The organism is Bacillus nitratireducens (genome assembly GCF_001884135.1).
In the GTDB taxonomy this organism is placed as follows: Bacteria; Bacillota; Bacilli; order Bacillales; family Bacillaceae_G; genus Bacillus_A; species Bacillus_A nitratireducens.
Genome location: NZ_MAOC01000026.1, coordinates 250,918 through 268,305, shown reverse-complemented (window position 1 = coordinate 268,305; position 17,388 = coordinate 250,918). Strand labels below are relative to the sequence as shown.

Sequence of the window (17,388 nt, the reverse complement as noted above, 5' to 3'; positions counted from 1 at the left end):
TTTTTTTTTGTATTTTCGGTGGATTTACTATTTTCTAATGGTACGTTTTTAAATGGATTCATTTCAACCTTTAATAGAGATGATGGTTCTACATATAAAGAAAAAACATGGCTAATTGGCAAGGTTTTTGATACATCAATATCTCCTACTTGTTTAAATAATTGCTGGGCTGCAAAGAAAAAGAAATTAGTTGGATTAGACTGTTTATTAAGCCAAGCAATCATTTCAGGCGATACTGATTTATTAATATTAATTTTCACTCGATCACCACGTTTATATCGCCTAGATCGCATACTTCCACCAACTAACTTATCGTTAAGTTTGTAAACCCTAACTCTTTTTGCTTATGCTCTCTATATTTTGGCGAGCATGTGTATACTAATAACCCACGAGCATTTGTAAATAACGGGTTATCTACAAAAATTACATTTTTCAAGCGTCCTTTTTGTTTTAAAATCATTTTCAAGCTATTTTTAATAATAACTGCGCCCCCACCATAAATAAATACATATGGATCGTCTTTCATATCATCAATTTTGTTAATAATATCTGTTGCGACACGTGCAGCTAAACCTAAAAACGCTGGTTGCGATTCCTCAACTAACAATGCATTTCTCGGGTGTTTTTCATTTAAATAAATTTGGTTAAATTCTGTAATGCTATCAATTGTTTTCGTAGGATATTTCCGATTCCATCTTGTAATAATTTGTAGTAACGTTTCTTTTACACCGTACGATAATCCTTTACTTAATTGCGGACGGAAATTTACCCCTAACGAAACAACTTCTTCGGTTGTCCCCGCGCCAATATCAAAAGATAATAATGTTTTATCAACAAAATCAATTTCTGAAACTTGATTTTGTTCACATTCTATTTTATGTTTCACAACATTTCCTTCTTCATCATATACAATGCCCCACGTCCCAGAAGCGCCTTCAGGTAGGCATTTACAAAACTCAATAGAAACATTAATCGTAACATCCCGTCCGTTCGGATAATGGAAAACAACCTTATGATTTCCCATATAACGTTTTGCATTTTCAGCAGCTATTTCTTGTGTAATAAGCTGCATAGGAAGAGCGACCGATAAATCATAACGAATATTAATGTGACTTGATGTTGGACTTTGACGCATAGCACTTATTGCTAAACCGGAAAGGATTGTAATAACCATTAATTCATCTGTTGATTTATTTGATTTCTTCTCCACTTCAGTACCTTTTAATTGATCTTGAATCACTTTTTCTCCAACGATGTATCGTACATTATTTAACATTAGCGATGGAGAACTAATGGTCACATCAATGTAATTCTCTAATTCTGATAATGATACATCTCCCTCATCTAACAGTCCTGTAGGCTCTCCTATATATAAAGAATAAATACTCGGGATAAAAATAGGGTCCTGCCCTTTCACCATTAACTTCAAACCGTTATTTCCTGCATCTGCACCAGCTTTTAAAAGTATAGACATAACTACCTCCTAAATTAATCTGACATCCCTTCCAAATATATGCGAGCCTATTCTTTTACATTCAAATGTGATGTAATTTTTTATTTATCTTTAAAACAAAATACTATATACCTTCACCTTTCATGTAAAAAGTATTTGACATGATACTTTTCCAATTTTATACTATGGATGTAAAGAGTTTTTTACAAAGAAGGAGGTGTTGTTCTAATATGAATCATAAAAAATTCATTTTAATAACAATCGTTTTATCATTACTCGGAGTATTTATACATGGTGCTTATAAATACATTACTGAAGGTGCGATTTTAGGTGGAACAATATTCACAAGTGCTTTAATACTTAGTTACCTCATCAATCATATTACATGGGGAGATCTTCACGGCGTTTCAGAAGAAAGTCAAGATGAGATGGGACAACAAATTACATATAAAAGCTTTAAAATCGCGTATTTTGTTCTTGTAGCTGTTATGTTTCTTATATTATTCTGGTCAGAAGGATTTTCTATGGGTTCCAATTTGGATGGTGTAAAAAACCTTCCCCTATTTATAGCACTTTGTTCTTCATTCTTTATTTATCCTATAGTTGAACTCATTGTCGCAAAACAATATAAATAAAAAAGTGGTTTTCTGTAAATAGAAAACCACTTTTTTAATACATATCTTCCGCTATTGTTTTTAACTTATTCACAGTTCGCCAATTCCTTACCGTAGCTGGCGTATGTAATTTTTGAAACTGGTTCATTAATTTAGAATTCCGAATGCTTTTTTTGAAAAACAAATACACTACTCCGCCTTCAATATGGCAATCTTCTATTTCACTTTTGTACATAAGTAATTGCTTACTATCTTCTTCAGAAAGTGGATTGGCTAAAAAGGCCACATATACACTCTCTCCTGCTAATAATGACTGGGCCTCGTAAGGACACTTATTAATAATATTAGTAAATTCATCATTTGTTCTTAACATGACTGGCACATCGAAATCAAAAACATTTTTAATTTCACATTCAATTCGTTCCTTTAGAAAACTTATTCCTTCCTCTGACTCAAACACTACATTTCCACTTTGAATATATGTTTTCACTTTTTTTAACCCAATTGATTCAAAGGCTTTTTTCAAATCCAACATTTTGATTACTTTATGTCCACCGACATTAATTCCTCGTAGTAGTGCAATATAAATTGTCATAACAATACACCTCACATTTTAACAGTCCTAAAAAATCAGATATATTTACATCTTCATATTCCTCGGATATTTGCATTGATTTTTCTAACATATCATGTAATAAAAAAACTTACTACATGATTTTCTTCAAGAGTAAGCTTTGTTATCTTATTATGTCGTTATAGGTAAATGTAATATGAATTGTTGTCCGATTGGCCCCATTCTTCTAAACCCCTTATCTTGAAATCCAACTTTCTCATATAACTTTTGTGCCGGAATATTTTTTTCATTTACAGCAAGAATTACTTCATTTATTATTGGATAATAATTTTTTACAAAGTATTGTAATAACGCCAATGATTTTTTAGCATATCCTTTTCTTTGTTTATTGTGATTAACAGAAAAAGAAGTTAAAAGTATGGCATCTTTATTTTCTGTAAACTCCTGTACTCTGTCACCCGTTTGTAATGCAAAAACACCGACAGGTACTCCGCTATAGTCCAAAATAACAACTACATTTTTCGTTCGATCATTTTTCGCTTTCTCCAGTAATTCACCTGGATTCGCTGTGAATTGCACTTGTTCACTTGGTAAAGTAAATGATTGTATTATCTCTTTATACTGCTCCTTATACGGAACTAATTGTATTTCCCCTGTATGTATGTTCATGCTTAACTCTCCCATTCCTTCGAGTTGTTAACTTAAACCTTGCTGTGTTTTAGAATGCACTTTTCCATCCAAAAATGTTATTTCAGCAAATGATTTTGGATCGCTGCCTTTCCAAGCAAAAATTTGTTTAATTCGTGTAGTATGTTCTTCCCCTTCTTCTATGAGTAAATTCCCTTCAAAACCAATTAAATCTCTCACTTCTAAATATGTCATTCCTTCATTAATATTTGAGAAATGATTTACATTAATAGATTTTTGATTTTTATTTTCCGTTATTGTAGAAGATGTAGCTGTTTGCTTTTTCACTTCTTTCTTCTGTTCACACGCTGTCACACTGAAACTTAGACATAAACCACATAATATAAATGCGCTTTTTTTCATCATAACAGTTGTCCCTCCCATCATTATTAAACCATATTTTCCCTTAAAAATAAACTGAATATTTAATTTTAAAGGAAAAGCCCGTACAATTCAGTACGGGCTTTTCCTTATTTTTTCAAATGGTTATTTGACTGATCATCTTGTTCTTTTCGAAGTTCTTGTTCTTCATCTTTCGGTAATTGTTTGTCATTATCTTTAATCGGATTCGTTTCTTTATTTTCAATCAGATCATTTGGAACTTGAGGCATTACACGGCCGACAATTGCTGCTAATTCATCAAGTATACCTTCACCAGTTTTACCTTTTTTAATTTGCTTCCCTAATTGTTTTAGTCGTTCATACGTATCGACATCTGCAACAACGACTGCATTTGCACCGTTCGGGTCATTCTTTAAACTTTCTGCAACAGAATACTTAATCGACTCAACTCGAGTTCGATCAAGTTTCGCTTTTACATCAATACCTACAACAGCATACTTGCCAACTACAACTGCCGTCGCATCATTCACACCAGGTATACTTGTAGCTAAAGATGCTAAATGATCCGCAGCTTTTTCATTTGGTTTATTTGCTTTATTCGTATACGTAACATTTTTCATTGAGACATTCTTTTGCTCCGGCTTTTCATTAGGGTTGTCTTTTTTGCCAATGCTACAGCCCGTTATAACGAAACAAAGTATTAACAAATATATAATGCTTTTCATTATGTTCACCACTTTATCATTAATATTTAATCATAAATTTTTTCGACAGCTTGCATCTTCTTCACTTTTTCTTCTGCTCCGCTATTTGCGTTAATGAAAATTTGGTACGTATCTTTCCCTAAAGTACCAACAAATTCATAACATAGCACTTCATTATGCAAGTCGTTTACTACTACAGCTTTTCGCTCTTCCATTACTTTTACATCAGGGTTTATTTTCTTTCTCGCATCTGAAGCGGATAGCTTCGCACTAGGGATTGTTCGTTTTTGATGCGATGCTAAATATTCCTTCGCAGAAAACCCTACGATTGATCCGTCATCTAAAGCAATTTTCATTTGGATGGCTTCTGGGTAAATACGCACCCCATTTTCATTTACAACGTACGTAAATACACCGATATTATCGTATTGAGAACTATCATATAGCTCCATATTTGTAAACTTGTGATCCTTTAAAAACGTCAATCCTTTACTTCCAGCATCATTTAAACTGATTTTTTGTTCTTTAATTTCTCGGTTGTTCATTACCCAAATTGGATATCCACCTTTTCCGGTAATATCCATATAATACTCATTGTTCGTTGCTGGATCTTTAATTTTCACACTGTAGAATGATTCTTTTGCACCTTTTCCACTTTTCTCAACTTCTACTTTTTCATTCCCTTTTAAGTTTAAAAATGATTTCGCGATTTTTTCCGCTTCCTCTTTCGAAATCGCCTTTCCTTCTGCCTCAAATCCGCCTTTTTTATTCTTTTGTGCACTTGTAAAAGTCGGCCCAAAGTTTGTGGACGAGTATGATGTTACATTCTTCTCAACTGTTTTTAATCCATCGATAATTGTGTTATCTGCTGGATCTTGGTTTGACGCAAGAGCCATTTCTACATCCATCCAGCGAAGATTATTTTTCAATACAAGATGCTGCACTTTTCTCAGTTCATCTTGTATATTTCCTGCATTTGAATATAAACCTTGTAACGTTTTATATTCTTGATCATTTAACGGTTCTTTTTCTAAATCACGAACCGCTGCACGATAACTAAAATCACCAATATTCGCAAGGAACTCTTCCGTTTTATTAAATGGCATTAATGTTAAAGGTAATTGCCCTACATCAGAACGAGCCTCAGATGTTAAACGCCACACATCTGCTAATGCTGGCGATAAAGATGAACGTGAATTCATCGCAAGCGTTGTTCCAATTTTATCGTGTAATAGGTCCACCTCATACGCTAAATCATGAAACGCGCGCTGATAACTATTTTCCGCTCGAATTAATACTGCATTTTTTTCTTGATGCTCTTTATAACCCCAATACCCTGTTCCGACTACACCTACTGTTAACAATACAATGATAATACCTCTTAACATGTTTCCACCTCCGCTCTATTTACAGAAAATGTGTTTACCGATTTTTTTAATTTGTGGACGAGTCCAAATCCATTTACTTGTCGCAGTATCTGGATTGAAATAATATAGTGCATTCCCTGTTGGATCCCATCCATTGATTGCATCTAATACGGCTTTTTTCGCATTTTCATTTGGTGTTAAATATATTTGTCCATCTGCTACTGCTGTAAAGGCTCTCGGTTCAAAGATTACACCTGAAACGGTATTTGGAAACGATGCACTTGTGACACGATTTAAAATAACCGCAGCCACTGCTACTTGTCCTAAATATGGCTCACCACGTGACTCTCCGTATACAGCGTTTGCCATTAGCTGAATATCATTTTGAGAATAGCCGTTTGGAACATTTGTCCCTTTACTTTGTGGTGGTTTATTTTCTTGTGCAGTACCGCCGCTATTCCCTTTATTAGTTGTAGTACCTTTATTAGCGGTCGACTTATCATACTTTGTTGCCTTAACAAGCATTTGCTTCGTTTTAGCCCCCGCTAAACCATCAACTGGCAATCCGAATTTTTGCTGGAAATTTCGAAGCGCCCAATATGTACCCCATCCGAAAACACCATCTACTTTTCCTGTATAAAATCCGTTATATTTCAAACGAGATTGCAATTCAATGACATCTTCTCCAGATGCACCTTTTTGAATCACTTGATTAGAAAAGGCTTCTACATTTTTTATTTGCATACTACTTACGATTAAAGATAAGCCGATAAAAATAAGTAGCACTGCTATCTTCAAAAAACCTTTTTGACGCATATATTTCCCTCCTTAATCACAGTAATGAATTCATGGTTATGTTTTGTAAATGTGAAGCTTTTATGTAAAGAAGACAAAAAAAACCAAGCTTATATGCTTGAAGATATATGCACACAATATAAAAAAGAATAAAAGGAGTTTATTATGAAGAGATTTTTCGTACGTACAGCATTTATAATCTTTTTAATAACAACTTGTTCAAATATATATACTGGTCCATCTATTGTTCACGCACAGCCGCCATACGCAAAGTGGGGTAAACTAGCCGTTGAAAAAACGAAAGAACAATATCCGAAAGCTGAGATTATCGATTACCTTCATATTGGTAGAAAACCAAAAACTGTTCAAATAACAGTCGAAAAATTTAAATTATGGCTACGTGAAGATGGAAAAGAGTATGGTGTTTTTGTTGATGTAGAGTTTGAAACGAAAACTGAGAAATTTTTAAAGATGTCCTTTCAGAAGACAAATCGGTAAAACAGAGAAACCTCCGTCTTTACATACAGACAGAGGTTTCTTTATGTACTTCTTCTTTAATAAGGATGATTATTTTTTATATGCAGAGATCGATTTCCTAACATTTTTACTAATCCGCAAATAGCTCCAATTACAACCGCTATTCCGATACTATATAAAAGCACTCTCCCATATCCACCTATTCTCGGATCGAGAAACGGATATGGGTACCAATTCACGAATGGACCGCGGATTAAGCTATATACAACATATAAAAGCGGGAAAACAAGCCAACTCGCAGCCTGTTTCCATGTAATGGTCTTCGTAGGTGGATTTATAACCCAATCTAAAATCATCGCTAATGGCATGATGTAATGAAGTACAGTATTTACCCATGGTATCGCTGTTTGAAGTGACTCTTCTAATCCCCTTAATAACAAAAAATAAATAAGTCCTGTTGTCAGTATGTATACTGTAGCTGCACCGCGAAGAACTCCAAACTGCTCGGAACGTCCGAATGTGGCTGTCCCCAAGCTACTTAATAGTAGAATTACCGCCACTAAAATATTGCTTTCAATTGTGAAGAAACTAAAAAAGTTAACTGGATTGAACGGTTTCACTTGTGCCCTTGTAACAAATTGAGTAATAAGTGCACTAAACGCTAGAAGACTTAATAACAGTCTATAAATCGCTACCATTTTTGCACTTCTCATAAAACACCTCCTTCCTCTTCTTATTTATAATTGGCATTCTCTTTTATATGCTCTATAAATAACTTTAATGGTACGAGGCCACGTTTTGGCATGTGACTACTAATTACAGCTACAAGCTCTAACTGCGGAATGATAATAATGTATTGCCCTCCGTATCCCATAGCAAAATACATACAATACGGTATGTGAAATCTTTCGTTATTTAATACCCACCAGTGATATCCATATGCCCCGACATGTTCATACGTTTCAAATAGAGCTGTACTTGATTGCTCTAACCATTTCGATGATACAATTTCATTTCCCTTCCAATATCCATTCTGCAAACATAATTTTCCTAACTTTAATAAATCTATAGATTTCATTTTCATACCGAATCCGCCGACATATAGACCTTGCGGGTCTTGTTGCCATTCATATTCCGTAATGTTTAATGGATCAAATAAATACTTTTTCGCGAACTGCTCCGTCGACATTCCAGTTGCTTCTTGAATGACGTAACTAAGTAAGTGGGAAGAACCTGAGTTATAATTCATTTTCATACCCATTTCTTCAATGAACGGCTTTTCTAAAATGAATTGTGCCCAATTGTCTGATTCCACAAAGTCATTTGGGAAAACAACCCCATTGCCGAATTCTTGCCAATCTTCTCCTGTTGTCATCGTTAATAAATGATACAGTGTTAATTCCCTTTTTTTCTCCGGTACATTGGGAATCCATGTTGTGATTGGTGTATGTATATCATCTATACATCCCTTATCAATTGCTATGCCAATTAATATGGATACGATACTTTTTGTAATCGAATTAATTTTAAATAACTCATTTGCACAGTCTATCGTTTTATAGTACTCAGTCGTTGTTTCCCCCTTTTGATAAACAAGAAATGTATTCACTTTTTTCTTTTCAAATTTATTTTGTAATTGCTCGAAATTCAAGAAATCTTCCTCCATCTAAATGATTATGTAATATTTGTTGTTCGCCCTGTTCTCTCTATTAAATCATATTTGTTTTTAAAACAAAAAAATAAACTTGCCAGCCTTTATTAGCTGACAAGTTTATTCTTATAATTTCGTTCGAACGTTCCAAAGCTCTGGGAAGAAGCATTGATCAAGCACTCGCTTTAAATAAGATACGCCAGAAGAGCCACCTGTTCCCATTTTATGACCGATAATTCGTTCTACTGTTTTCATATGACGGAAACGCCATTGTTGTAGCCAGTCTTCAATATCGATTAATTTCTCTGCAAGCTGATATAAATCCCAATATTTCTGCACGTCCGCATATACTTCTATCCAAGCTGCTTCTACAGTTGCATCCTCTTCGTAAGGCTGCGTAACATCACGATTTAACACATCTTTATGAATTGGGAATCCTTCTTTAACAAGGGCTTGTATCGCAACATCATACAAACTTGGTGCATGAAGTGCTTTATGAAGACGAGCATGTAATTCTGGATCTTTTTCATAAATCTTTAATGCGTGTGGTGTTTTATAGCCAAGTGCATACTCAATCATTCTATATTGATACGATTGGAAGCCTGACGCTTGACCAAGTGAATCACGAAACTCAATATATTCTGATGGCGTTAATGTCGCAAGAATATCCCAAGATTGAATGATTTGTGACTGAATTTTTGATACGCGTGCTAACATTTTAAAAGCTGGTGGTAATTTATCTTGTTTAATAGATTCAATTGCCGCATTCAGTTCATGTAAAATTAATTTCATCCAAAGCTCACTCGCTTGATGGATGACGATAAATAACATTTCATCATGATGGTCTGATAATCTTTGTTGACTAGATAATAAGCTATCTAGCTGTAAATACTCTCCGTACGTCATATTCTCCTTAAAATCTGTATGAATCCCTTTTTCCATAATTACCTTTTCATTTTCTTTCATATTAGCCAAACGCCCCTTTGTGTTCATTTCTACTTATATCGGTCTAATAACAGCTCGAACTGGACTCCCATCCGCATCTGTTAATGCAAGTGGTAATGCAATAAGTTCGTAATCGCCGTCTACTACGTGATCTAGTACGACATTTTCTAAAATGTGTATTCCATGTTTAAATAATTGATGATGCGCTGCTAGTTCTTTATCATCTAAAGGATCAACTGATGGTACGTCCACCCCGATTAAACGAATTCCCTTTTCAGAAAGAAAGGGTGCAATATCTGCGCGTAAATGCGGGATTACATCTGGGAATTCATTTGCTTTACCATGTGAAGATGTACGTAATAATAGTCGCTCTACACCTTCTAAGTTAAAACTTTCTAATTCTTTTTTACCGATACTCTCCATCCCTGAAACATCGATAACTCGTGCTGTACCTACATATACATCTATATCTAAATCTAACACCTTCTTACCGTCATTATCGAAATGAAAAGGTGCATCAATATGAGTACCTGTATGAATGCTCATCGTTAACTTTCCGACATTTACTGAACCACTGTTTTCTTTTGACCATGAAACTTCATATGAAAAAGGTGTATCCCCTGGCCACGTCGCGATATCATTATTTAACGGTTGTGAAATATCAATCCACTGCGATGTTTTCATGCTTATGCCACAACCTCTCGCTTATTTTCAAACTTTTTATATTCTTCATCTTTCATAATGTTCTTTAATATTTGTACAGAGTTCCATACTTCCACATACGTATTGTATAAAGCAACAGGCGCAAGTCTAACTCCATTTGGTGCTCTAAAGTCCGGAATAACCCCATTTGCTTTTAACGCTTTACAAATACGTGCCGCCTCAGCATGTTCTAAATAAATATGCCCGCCTCGTTTTTCATCCTCTAATGGATTTCCAATTGTAAATTCAAAGCCTTTTAATTCATGTTCAATTAAATCAAGCATATATCTCGTAATATGTAATGATTTTTCACGTAACTTTTCAATACCAGCTTCTTTAAAAATTTCAAGAGAACCGATTAATGGTGCAGTACTTAACACGTGAGGTGTCCCTATTTGATAAGCTCCAGCGTGGTCAGCCGCAGTTAATGAATGCTCCATATCAAATTGCTTATCTTTTCTAGAACTAAACCAACCAGATAATCCTGGGAGTCTATTAAAGTGTTTATTATTTACATATAGGCCTGCAACACCACCAGGACCTGCATTTAAATATTTATAATTACACCATACAGCGAAATCTACATCCCACTCTTTAAAATGATGCGGAATGGAGCCGATTGAATGACATAAGTCAAAACCGATATGAATACCACGTTTATGAGCTTCAGCTGTTAATCGCTTCATATCAAGAATTTGTCCACTTCTATATAGTACAGAAGGCAATAATATTAAAGCGATATCATCGGTCATCGCATGAATAATATCATCTTCAGAAAGTGTTCTTCCATCTCGGCTTTTCACTCGTACTAAATGCTCATCTGGATCTAAGCCTTTTAAACGAATTTGACTCTGAAGTGCATAAATATCTGAAGGAAAAGTTAATTCATCCGCAAGAATTTTTGTTCGTATTCCTTTTGGCTCATAAAACGTCGCAATAACTTGATGTATATTCGCAGTCGTGGAACCGGTTACAATAGTTTCTTCCGGTAAAGATCCAATAAGAGGTGCTGTCAATTCACCCAATTTCTCCGAAAGGAAAAACCACGGATGCTCACCTTCAGTCCATCCATCAATCCCAAACTCTTTCCATGAATCTAGCAATGTAAGTAACGATTTCTCTGCTCTTTTTGAAAGCAACCCTAAAGAGTTACCATCTAAATATATTGTTCCTTCTTTTTTATAAAATTCAGATTGAAAATCTTTCAGTTCATCATGTTTATCACATTCAAGCGCATACTCATAAGTTGGTTGAAATGGTTCTTTATACATGGTGTCACCTTCTTTTAATTTTCTTTTTATTCTAACTAATTGAAATATATCACTTAAATTGATATAACGTCAATGATATTATGTCAGTTGACTTTATATACGAACTTCTTTTACAATACAATTATATTTTCAGATATTTCAGTATAAAGAGGTGATTCCTTGGAAAATTCTACTCTTTCAACAAGAAAACACCGCTCCTTAGAAACAAAAAAGAAACTATTACAATCCGGTTATACTATTTTTATAAAAAACGGATTTCAGAAAACTACAATCACGCAAATTATTAAACATGCAGAAACTGGTTATGGAACAGCATATGTATACTTTAAAAACAAAGATGCTCTCCTCGTCATTTTGATGGAAGGTGTGATGAATCGCTTTTATGATATTGCAGATCGCTCTTTTTCCCCTCAAACAAAGGCTGAAGCACGCGATATGATTCAAAATCAAGTGCGCGCTTTTTTACAGTTAGCACAAGAAGAAAGAGATATATTACAAGTTGTGGAAGAAGCAATAGGATTATCAAGAGAGATAAGTCAAAAATGGGATGAGATACGTGAACGCTTTATAAAAAGTATTACACAGGATATTACTTACTCTCAAGAAAGTGGATTGGCGCAGCCTGAATTAAATAAAGAGATTGTAGCACGTGGTTGGTTCGCGATGAATGAAACATTTCTTTGGGAAATTGTGCAAAATGATAAAGAGCTAGATTTAGAAGAAGTTGTACATACATTGACAGTAATGTATACGACAGGTCTATATAAATAGCACACCCTTTATTCATAAGGTGTGCTATTTTACATCTATAAAAATATTTTATCGGGATACGGTAATGCTAAAGGTGGTTTTTCAGATAAAGGGAAATATTTTAGTTTTACAGATTCTCCATCAACTGCTTTCAATCCACCGCCGATAATTTCACACTCAAATACAACAACAATATATTCTACTTGATCTCCATTCGAATATGTATGACGGTACTCTTTCCCTCCAAATACACCTTTTTCTTTTTTCACTTTTACTTTCAATCCTGTTTCTTCCCATACTTCTCTAACAACCGCTTCTTCTGGTGTTTCTCCTGGTTCGATTGCCCCTGCTGGCAAACTCCAGTATTCTCCTCCAGGATATTGAAATAAAATTTCCCTCTTCTCGTTTTTAATTACAGCAGCTATACTCGGCATAAAAATAAGTTCAGATCCTAATTTTTCACGAAGTCTTTTATAATATAATGACATCGGAATTTGACTTTCTCCCCTCACAATAAATAACTGTATTTTCTAACAATTATTATATAATATTATTAAAATCAATTTCTATATAGAAAGGAAGATCAAATGTCACAAAAAAACTAATAAATCAGTTTCTATCGTTTTTATCCGTTACAAAAAAGCCTGTAAGTTTATATTTTTTAAATGAACTTGTTAAAGCTCATCAAGAGAGAGTAAAGTGGGAAACTCTTACTAAAATAATTGACTGGGAAAAAGGTAATAAAACAGGTAATTACTTTCCTTCCATCAAGACATACATAAATCGAATTACAACTAAAGGTATGGGCGGTACTTATTGGACTCATTCTATTGGATTTCATTGGCTATTATCAAATCTAGGTTTTTCTGTGCAGTATATGTATATGGATCCTGGGCATTTATGCTTACGTATTAACTTAGAGCAACCTTATTATGTTGATGTTGGTTACTGTGCACCTTTATTTCAAGCATTTCCACTTTATGAATCATTTCAAGTAAGTGATGTAAGGGAAACATTTGCTTATCAAGTATCAAATAAGGAAATTCATATTACTAGAGATCCTGGTCCAGCAAAAATCTTAAATACAGAGCCAATACATTTAACAAGTATGAAAGAACTCATTACAAAGTCTAATGACTGGCATTCTTCTCCTGTATTAAAGAAAATTCAAATTTTCGGTTATATCGATGGCATTCCATCTTCTATTAATGATAATGTTTTAAAACGATATTTCCAAGGTAAGAAAAGCGAACATAGCCTTACCTCTTCTGAGCTTACTTATTGGATAACCGAAAAATTTTGTATTGATAAAAAAATGTACCAAACAGCTACTGAAATTTTTAATGAGAAAACTTCAAAAAAATAAACTGTTACTCAATATGCTAAGTAACAGTTTATTTTAAATATTTTATTAGCGATACAATGATACAAAACAGCGATGTAAGTAAAAGCAACAACCCCATATTCTTATTCTCTTTTTCATCCTTCTTAACGTTTTGTATCCCCATACCGGCAAGCATAAAACCTAAAAGTAATTGTAAAATGAGCATACTTTGCTTCGAATCATCATTCCAACTGTAAATAGAATAGCCCATTATAATAATTGCGAGTATGAATGTGGTAATTCTAATCATAAAAAACACCCCCTATTTGATTCTATTGTTTTAACCTACTCACCATTCCAACAATAAACTTATACTCAGCTCTACTTTTTCTTACTTTCTTAAAACCCTCTTTCGTATCAAAAATAAAACACGTTTTCCGAAACCAAATTCGTACATATAAAGACTCAAAATAAATAGGTTTAATAATTCCTCGTTCCTCAAATTCAGTTCCATCTTTATTTTCGGTTTCCGTTCGAATGAACCACCTATTCCCGATTCCAATTTCAATATACTTCACATGCTAACCCCCTTCAGGAAATCTTCTTTCTAATTATTCTATTATTTCCCTGGCAAGCGCACATTCCGACAGAACATGAGCCCATAAAGAAAAAGTAGATTACAAAAATCTACTTTTATAGCCTAAATTTTTGCATACGTTTATAAAATGTACTGCGTGGCACATCTAATAGTTTTGCAGCTAACGAAACATTTCCATTCGTCTTTTCTAGCGCTTCAATCATACTATCACGCTGTATTTTTCCACGGAAATTTAATGTATGCTCTGTTTTATTTTCTGCTTGCAATTCAAGTTGATGTTGATTTCCCATCATTGTTTGTAATAAAAAAGAGATTTGTTTTTCACATATTTCCCGTCCTTGCGACAAAATGTATATGCGTTCTAATACATTTAATAATTCTCGAATATTTCCGGGCCATGTATGCTGTGAAAATTGATTACAAATACTCTTTGGAAATACAACATTCCAATCCTTTCGTTCACAAAAATGTTGTATGAAGTACGGAATATCCTCTTTTCTTTCTATTAACGACGGAACATATAGGGGATAAACATGTAAACGATAATATAAATCTTGACGGAATTTCCCTTCTTCTACTAATCGTAGTAAATCTTTATGTGTCGCAGTAATAATACGAATATTTACTGGTACCTCTTTTGAACTACCAATTGGGGTTACTGTTCGTTCTTGCAAAACACGCAATAATGCCACTTGCATCTCTGGCGGCACTTCACCAATTTCATCTAAAAATATTGTTCCTCCGTCTGCTTGTTCGAATTTCCCTTTATATCCTTGGCGCCGCGCACCTGTAAACGCACCTTCAGCATAACCGAATAATTCACTTTCCATTAATTCTTTCGGTAATGAACCGCAGTTAACAGCTATAAAAGGACCATTTTTTCTTGGACTATTTTCATGAATCGCTCTCGCTACATATTCTTTCCCTACACCTGTTTCACCACATACATATACACTAGCGTCAGTTGGTGAAACAAGCTTAATTTCTTCTAAAGTATGTTGAAATACGCTGCTTGTCCCAATAACTCCAGGAAAAGTAATTCCGTTTATAAATGGGAAATTAGAAAATAAATTCGCCTGTTTATTTTCCTTTAAATAAATACATTTCCCAATCATTCTATCATTACTATATACTGGTACTTCTAATTTAGATTTCAATCCATTGTGTATTAAATCTTCAAGTTTCATTCGTGACCAATTACATACTCGTTCACGAACCCTCTTGCTCGCAGAAACGATAACATCACGATGGTTACAAATAACAACTTGTTCATCACTGTCAATTACATCTAAAAAACGATGGATTAAATGCAGTTCATTTTGATGTACTCGAATACTACATTCACGTTCAATCGCATGCGCGATCGAAGTTACCATTCCGAGCATATATGGATGTGAAAACTCAATTGGACAGGAGAAATCTAGAACACCAATTAATTTCCCATCATCATTATGAATCGGAGAGGCCGCACAGCTCCAGCTATGAGATGCGACAGAATAATGCTCTGTACCACTTATCATAATAGCCTCTTCAATCTCTAACGCTGTTCCTATCGCATTTGTACCAACAGCTGCTTCCGTCCATTTCACACCTTCAATAAAATTAATATGTTTCGCTCGTTTCAACGTTTGCTGATTTCCACTTAATGATAGAACATAACCATCTGGATCAATTAATAATGCCATCATTTGCAGTTCATCAATGGTTTTTCTCATATTTTGTATTTGAGGTATTGCTATATCAAGGAAGATTTCACTCTTTTTCTTTTGATCCTGAAAAATATTAGAAGACAAAATTTTCTGACCTTTATTCATATGAGGATTCACATTTGCTTGTTTACATCGATACCATGACTCTGAAATTCTTTCGTTTATACGGTTCGAATCAAGAACACCTTCATCAACAAACTTTTTCCATGTATGTAAGTAAAACGGTGAAGCTAACATTGTATCATCTCCCTATCCATTGTTTTGGAGATCTGTAAAAACATACTTTTATTATAAAACTGAATAAAAGCGTTTTCAACATAACTAGAAAGACGACACAAATATGTTAATAATTTGAATATCTTAATGAACTCCTTTATTCTTTTTTAGTAGAACTATATTTTGTATAATGGACGCAAAGAAAATACATAGCCAAAACCACTTTTGTGGATTGCCGTTTATAAAGAAAACTATTACTGCTATTGCAAATAAAATGGTAGATGCTAAACTAAAATATAATTTTGTTTTAATTCCCATTATCCATCACCCCTCTATCACTTTACAGTACATACTAACCCTTCATTTTTTAACTCTAATATGTACTTCTGTAAAACATATTCTCTTCCGCCATGTTTTTCATACCAATCATGTATTCTTTTAACATGCTTCTCGTCACTTCTAATTTTCGATTCTATTTCTTTATACTCGTCATAACTATCATTATTATCTTTCATCCAGCGTCCTATTAGCCTGGAACCATGCTTTAATTGATTAGGTAAGTTCGTGGTATTAAAATGCTCATTAAATATTTCTATAAATTCATTCTTTACTATATAGTACTTTCTTCTGTAAAACATTCCACTACACCTCTTTTATGAAATGTATTAACCTTCCCATTACTACCGTATTATAATACTTCCCATCCGACAGCCTTTTATCACTTTTTAAAATACCTTCTACTTCAAAACCTAATTTTTTATAAAGTTGGATGGCTTTTTCATTTGTCTCTAACACTTGTAATGATATCTTTTTCACTTCATTTTCGTCAGCCCACTGAATTGATTGTTGCAATAGACTCTTACCCATCCCATATCCCCAAAACTCTCTTAAAATACAAACGCCAAACTCTACTTTATGGGATAATCTCCTCAAATTTGATCCTTCACATCTTGAAAATCCTACGATTCGGTTGTGCACTTCTGCAACTAAAAACAGATTTTTCATCTCTTCACTATCTGATTTTATTATTTTTTGAAAACCTATCTTATCTATAAATCCCTCTCCAGCTTCTCTATCCATATTTTCAGTTTCGCCATCGATCTGAACTCTAATTTCCGATAACTGCTCAGCATCCGTTTCAGCTGCAGAACGAATTGTAAAAGTTAATCCATTTATATGAAACTCTTGTCCTTTTATAATCATTTCAAA

23 protein-coding genes are annotated in these 17,388 nt (G+C 34.0%); 4 read left to right on the top strand and 19 right to left on the bottom strand.

The window, feature by feature from the left end; translation table 11 throughout:
- Positions 1-293: hypothetical protein (locus tag BAU23_RS11200; RefSeq protein WP_071734466.1), on the bottom strand; the 293-nt coding region annotated here is incomplete at its 3' end.
- An 11-nt stretch (positions 294-304) separates the two neighbouring features.
- A complete protein-coding gene (locus BAU23_RS11195) occupies positions 305-1,474 on the bottom strand; it encodes a ParM/StbA family protein (protein WP_000025615.1) in 1,170 nt (389 codons plus the stop codon).
- 209 nt (positions 1,475-1,683) lie between these two features.
- Between BAU23_RS11195 and BAU23_RS11190 the strand changes: the two genes are divergently transcribed.
- Positions 1,684-2,088, top strand: a complete 405-nt coding sequence (locus tag BAU23_RS11190) for a hypothetical protein (RefSeq protein WP_001015822.1) — start codon at positions 1,684-1,686, stop codon at positions 2,086-2,088.
- Between the two features lie 34 nt (positions 2,089-2,122).
- Here the strand turns inward: BAU23_RS11190 and BAU23_RS11185 are convergent, their stop codons facing one another.
- The 6 genes from BAU23_RS11185 to sleB all read right to left on the bottom strand — a co-directional run bounded on the left by BAU23_RS11185 (position 2,123) and on the right by sleB (position 6,557).
- Entirely contained in the window at positions 2,123-2,662 is a 540-nt protein-coding gene (locus BAU23_RS11185) for a DUF1697 domain-containing protein (RefSeq protein WP_000158259.1), read from the bottom strand.
- 150 nt (positions 2,663-2,812) lie between these two features.
- Positions 2,813-3,310 carry a GNAT family N-acetyltransferase gene (locus BAU23_RS11180; RefSeq protein WP_001020891.1) on the bottom strand — a complete coding sequence of 166 codons (498 nt, stop codon included), beginning with the start codon at positions 3,308-3,310 and terminating at the stop codon, positions 2,813-2,815.
- 27 nt (positions 3,311-3,337) lie between these two features.
- Complete coding sequence (locus BAU23_RS11175) at positions 3,338-3,694, bottom strand: hypothetical protein (protein WP_000976455.1); 357 nt, start codon at positions 3,692-3,694, stop codon at positions 3,338-3,340.
- A gap of 104 nt (positions 3,695-3,798) precedes the next feature.
- Positions 3,799-4,395, bottom strand: coding sequence for a YhcN/YlaJ family sporulation lipoprotein (locus BAU23_RS11170; RefSeq protein WP_071734463.1), 597 nt, complete (start codon positions 4,393-4,395; stop codon positions 3,799-3,801).
- A 26-nt stretch (positions 4,396-4,421) separates the two neighbouring features.
- Positions 4,422-5,762, bottom strand: coding sequence for a germination protein YpeB (ypeB, locus tag BAU23_RS11165; RefSeq protein WP_000943739.1), 1,341 nt, complete (start codon positions 5,760-5,762; stop codon positions 4,422-4,424).
- A gap of 15 nt (positions 5,763-5,777) precedes the next feature.
- Positions 5,778-6,557 carry a spore cortex-lytic enzyme gene (sleB, locus tag BAU23_RS11160; protein ID WP_001249166.1) on the bottom strand — a complete coding sequence of 260 codons (780 nt, stop codon included), beginning with the start codon at positions 6,555-6,557 and terminating at the stop codon, positions 5,778-5,780.
- Positions 6,558-6,701: 144 nt separating this feature from the next.
- Here sleB and BAU23_RS11155 point away from each other — a divergent pair, with 144 nt between their 5' ends.
- Positions 6,702-7,034, top strand: a complete 333-nt coding sequence (locus BAU23_RS11155) for a DUF3889 domain-containing protein (RefSeq protein ID WP_000819307.1) — start codon at positions 6,702-6,704, stop codon at positions 7,032-7,034.
- A gap of 56 nt (positions 7,035-7,090) precedes the next feature.
- On the opposite strand, the gene BAU23_RS11150 is transcribed toward BAU23_RS11155, so the two are convergent.
- The 5 genes from BAU23_RS11150 to kynU form a co-directional block, all read right to left on the bottom strand.
- Positions 7,091-7,726: a Pr6Pr family membrane protein gene (locus BAU23_RS11150; RefSeq protein ID WP_001255531.1), complete on the bottom strand. Its 636-nt coding sequence runs from the start codon at positions 7,724-7,726 to the stop codon at positions 7,091-7,093.
- Between the two features lie 20 nt (positions 7,727-7,746).
- Positions 7,747-8,664 carry a serine hydrolase domain-containing protein gene (locus BAU23_RS11145; RefSeq protein WP_001008614.1) on the bottom strand — a complete coding sequence of 306 codons (918 nt, stop codon included), beginning with the start codon at positions 8,662-8,664 and terminating at the stop codon, positions 7,747-7,749.
- Between the two features lie 126 nt (positions 8,665-8,790).
- Entirely contained in the window at positions 8,791-9,630 is an 840-nt protein-coding gene (gene kynA, locus BAU23_RS11140) for a tryptophan 2,3-dioxygenase (RefSeq protein ID WP_000661975.1), read from the bottom strand.
- A 33-nt stretch (positions 9,631-9,663) separates the two neighbouring features.
- Entirely contained in the window at positions 9,664-10,293 is a 630-nt protein-coding gene (kynB, locus tag BAU23_RS11135) for an arylformamidase (protein ID WP_000858378.1), read from the bottom strand.
- Positions 10,294-10,295: 2 nt separating this feature from the next.
- Positions 10,296-11,582 carry a kynureninase gene (kynU, locus tag BAU23_RS11130; protein WP_000276265.1) on the bottom strand — a complete coding sequence of 429 codons (1,287 nt, stop codon included), beginning with the start codon at positions 11,580-11,582 and terminating at the stop codon, positions 10,296-10,298.
- Positions 11,583-11,741: 159 nt separating this feature from the next.
- Between kynU and BAU23_RS11125 the strand changes: the two genes are divergently transcribed.
- Positions 11,742-12,353: a TetR/AcrR family transcriptional regulator gene (locus tag BAU23_RS11125; protein ID WP_000431909.1), complete on the top strand. Its 612-nt coding sequence runs from the start codon at positions 11,742-11,744 to the stop codon at positions 12,351-12,353.
- Positions 12,354-12,388: 35 nt separating this feature from the next.
- On the opposite strand, the gene BAU23_RS11120 is transcribed toward BAU23_RS11125, so the two are convergent.
- Entirely contained in the window at positions 12,389-12,826 is a 438-nt protein-coding gene (locus BAU23_RS11120; RefSeq protein WP_001132263.1) for an NUDIX domain-containing protein, read from the bottom strand.
- 110 nt (positions 12,827-12,936) lie between these two features.
- Here BAU23_RS11120 and BAU23_RS11115 point away from each other — a divergent pair, with 110 nt between their 5' ends.
- The gene (locus BAU23_RS11115; protein WP_071734461.1) at positions 12,937-13,698 is read left to right on the top strand and encodes an arylamine N-acetyltransferase family protein; all 762 of its coding nucleotides are present in this window, start codon (positions 12,937-12,939) and stop codon (positions 13,696-13,698) included.
- A 28-nt stretch (positions 13,699-13,726) separates the two neighbouring features.
- Here the strand turns inward: BAU23_RS11115 and BAU23_RS11110 are convergent, their stop codons facing one another.
- From BAU23_RS11110 to BAU23_RS11090, 5 genes are all read right to left on the bottom strand, one after another.
- Positions 13,727-13,966 (bottom strand): DUF3953 domain-containing protein, encoded by a 240-nt coding sequence (locus BAU23_RS11110; RefSeq protein WP_000619425.1) that lies wholly within the window; start codon positions 13,964-13,966, stop codon positions 13,727-13,729.
- Between the two features lie 22 nt (positions 13,967-13,988).
- Positions 13,989-14,234, bottom strand: a complete 246-nt coding sequence (locus BAU23_RS11105) for a DUF3977 family protein (protein ID WP_000873838.1) — start codon at positions 14,232-14,234, stop codon at positions 13,989-13,991.
- 115 nt (positions 14,235-14,349) lie between these two features.
- Entirely contained in the window at positions 14,350-16,200 is a 1,851-nt protein-coding gene (locus BAU23_RS11100; RefSeq protein WP_071734459.1) for a sigma-54-dependent Fis family transcriptional regulator, read from the bottom strand.
- A 314-nt stretch (positions 16,201-16,514) separates the two neighbouring features.
- Positions 16,515-16,817, bottom strand: coding sequence for a cytoplasmic protein (locus tag BAU23_RS11095; protein ID WP_071734457.1), 303 nt, complete (start codon positions 16,815-16,817; stop codon positions 16,515-16,517).
- Between the two features lie 4 nt (positions 16,818-16,821).
- A complete protein-coding gene (locus BAU23_RS11090; protein ID WP_071734455.1) occupies positions 16,822-17,382 on the bottom strand; it encodes a GNAT family N-acetyltransferase in 561 nt (186 codons plus the stop codon).
- Positions 17,383-17,388: the final 6 nt, after the last annotated feature.

What these genes read in the sequence shown, in the direction of transcription:
- sleB (WP_001249166.1), bottom strand. Translation starts at nt 6,557, where the DNA reads ATGCGTCAAAAAGGTTTTTTGAAGATAGCAGTGCTACTTATTTTTATC.
- kynB (WP_000858378.1), bottom strand. Translation starts at nt 10,293, where the DNA reads ATGAAAACATCGCAGTGGATTGATATTTCACAACCGTTAAATAATGAT.
- BAU23_RS11175 (WP_000976455.1), bottom strand. Translation starts at nt 3,694, where the DNA reads ATGATGAAAAAAAGCGCATTTATATTATGTGGTTTATGTCTAAGTTTC.
- BAU23_RS11150 (WP_001255531.1), bottom strand. Translation starts at nt 7,726, where the DNA reads ATGAGAAGTGCAAAAATGGTAGCGATTTATAGACTGTTATTAAGTCTT.
- kynA (WP_000661975.1), bottom strand. Translation starts at nt 9,630, where the DNA reads ATGAAAGAAAATGAAAAGGTAATTATGGAAAAAGGGATTCATACAGAT.
- BAU23_RS11110 (WP_000619425.1), bottom strand. Translation starts at nt 13,966, where the DNA reads ATGATTAGAATTACCACATTCATACTCGCAATTATTATAATGGGCTAT.
- ypeB (WP_000943739.1), bottom strand. Translation starts at nt 5,762, where the DNA reads ATGTTAAGAGGTATTATCATTGTATTGTTAACAGTAGGTGTAGTCGGA.
- BAU23_RS11180 (WP_001020891.1), bottom strand. Translation starts at nt 3,310, where the DNA reads ATGAACATACATACAGGGGAAATACAATTAGTTCCGTATAAGGAGCAG.
- BAU23_RS11195 (WP_000025615.1), bottom strand. Translation starts at nt 1,474, where the DNA reads ATGTCTATACTTTTAAAAGCTGGTGCAGATGCAGGAAATAACGGTTTG.
- BAU23_RS11170 (WP_071734463.1), bottom strand. Translation starts at nt 4,395, where the DNA reads ATGAAAAGCATTATATATTTGTTAATACTTTGTTTCGTTATAACGGGC.
- BAU23_RS11100 (WP_071734459.1), bottom strand. Translation starts at nt 16,200, where the DNA reads ATGTTAGCTTCACCGTTTTACTTACATACATGGAAAAAGTTTGTTGAT.
- BAU23_RS11155 (WP_000819307.1), top strand. Translation starts at nt 6,702, where the DNA reads ATGAAGAGATTTTTCGTACGTACAGCATTTATAATCTTTTTAATAACA.
- BAU23_RS11090 (WP_071734455.1), bottom strand. Translation starts at nt 17,382, where the DNA reads ATGATTATAAAAGGACAAGAGTTTCATATAAATGGATTAACTTTTACA.
- BAU23_RS11095 (WP_071734457.1), bottom strand. Translation starts at nt 16,817, where the DNA reads ATGTTTTACAGAAGAAAGTACTATATAGTAAAGAATGAATTTATAGAA.
- BAU23_RS11190 (WP_001015822.1), top strand. Translation starts at nt 1,684, where the DNA reads ATGAATCATAAAAAATTCATTTTAATAACAATCGTTTTATCATTACTC.
- BAU23_RS11185 (WP_000158259.1), bottom strand. Translation starts at nt 2,662, where the DNA reads ATGACAATTTATATTGCACTACTACGAGGAATTAATGTCGGTGGACAT.
- kynU (WP_000276265.1), bottom strand. Translation starts at nt 11,582, where the DNA reads ATGTATAAAGAACCATTTCAACCAACTTATGAGTATGCGCTTGAATGT.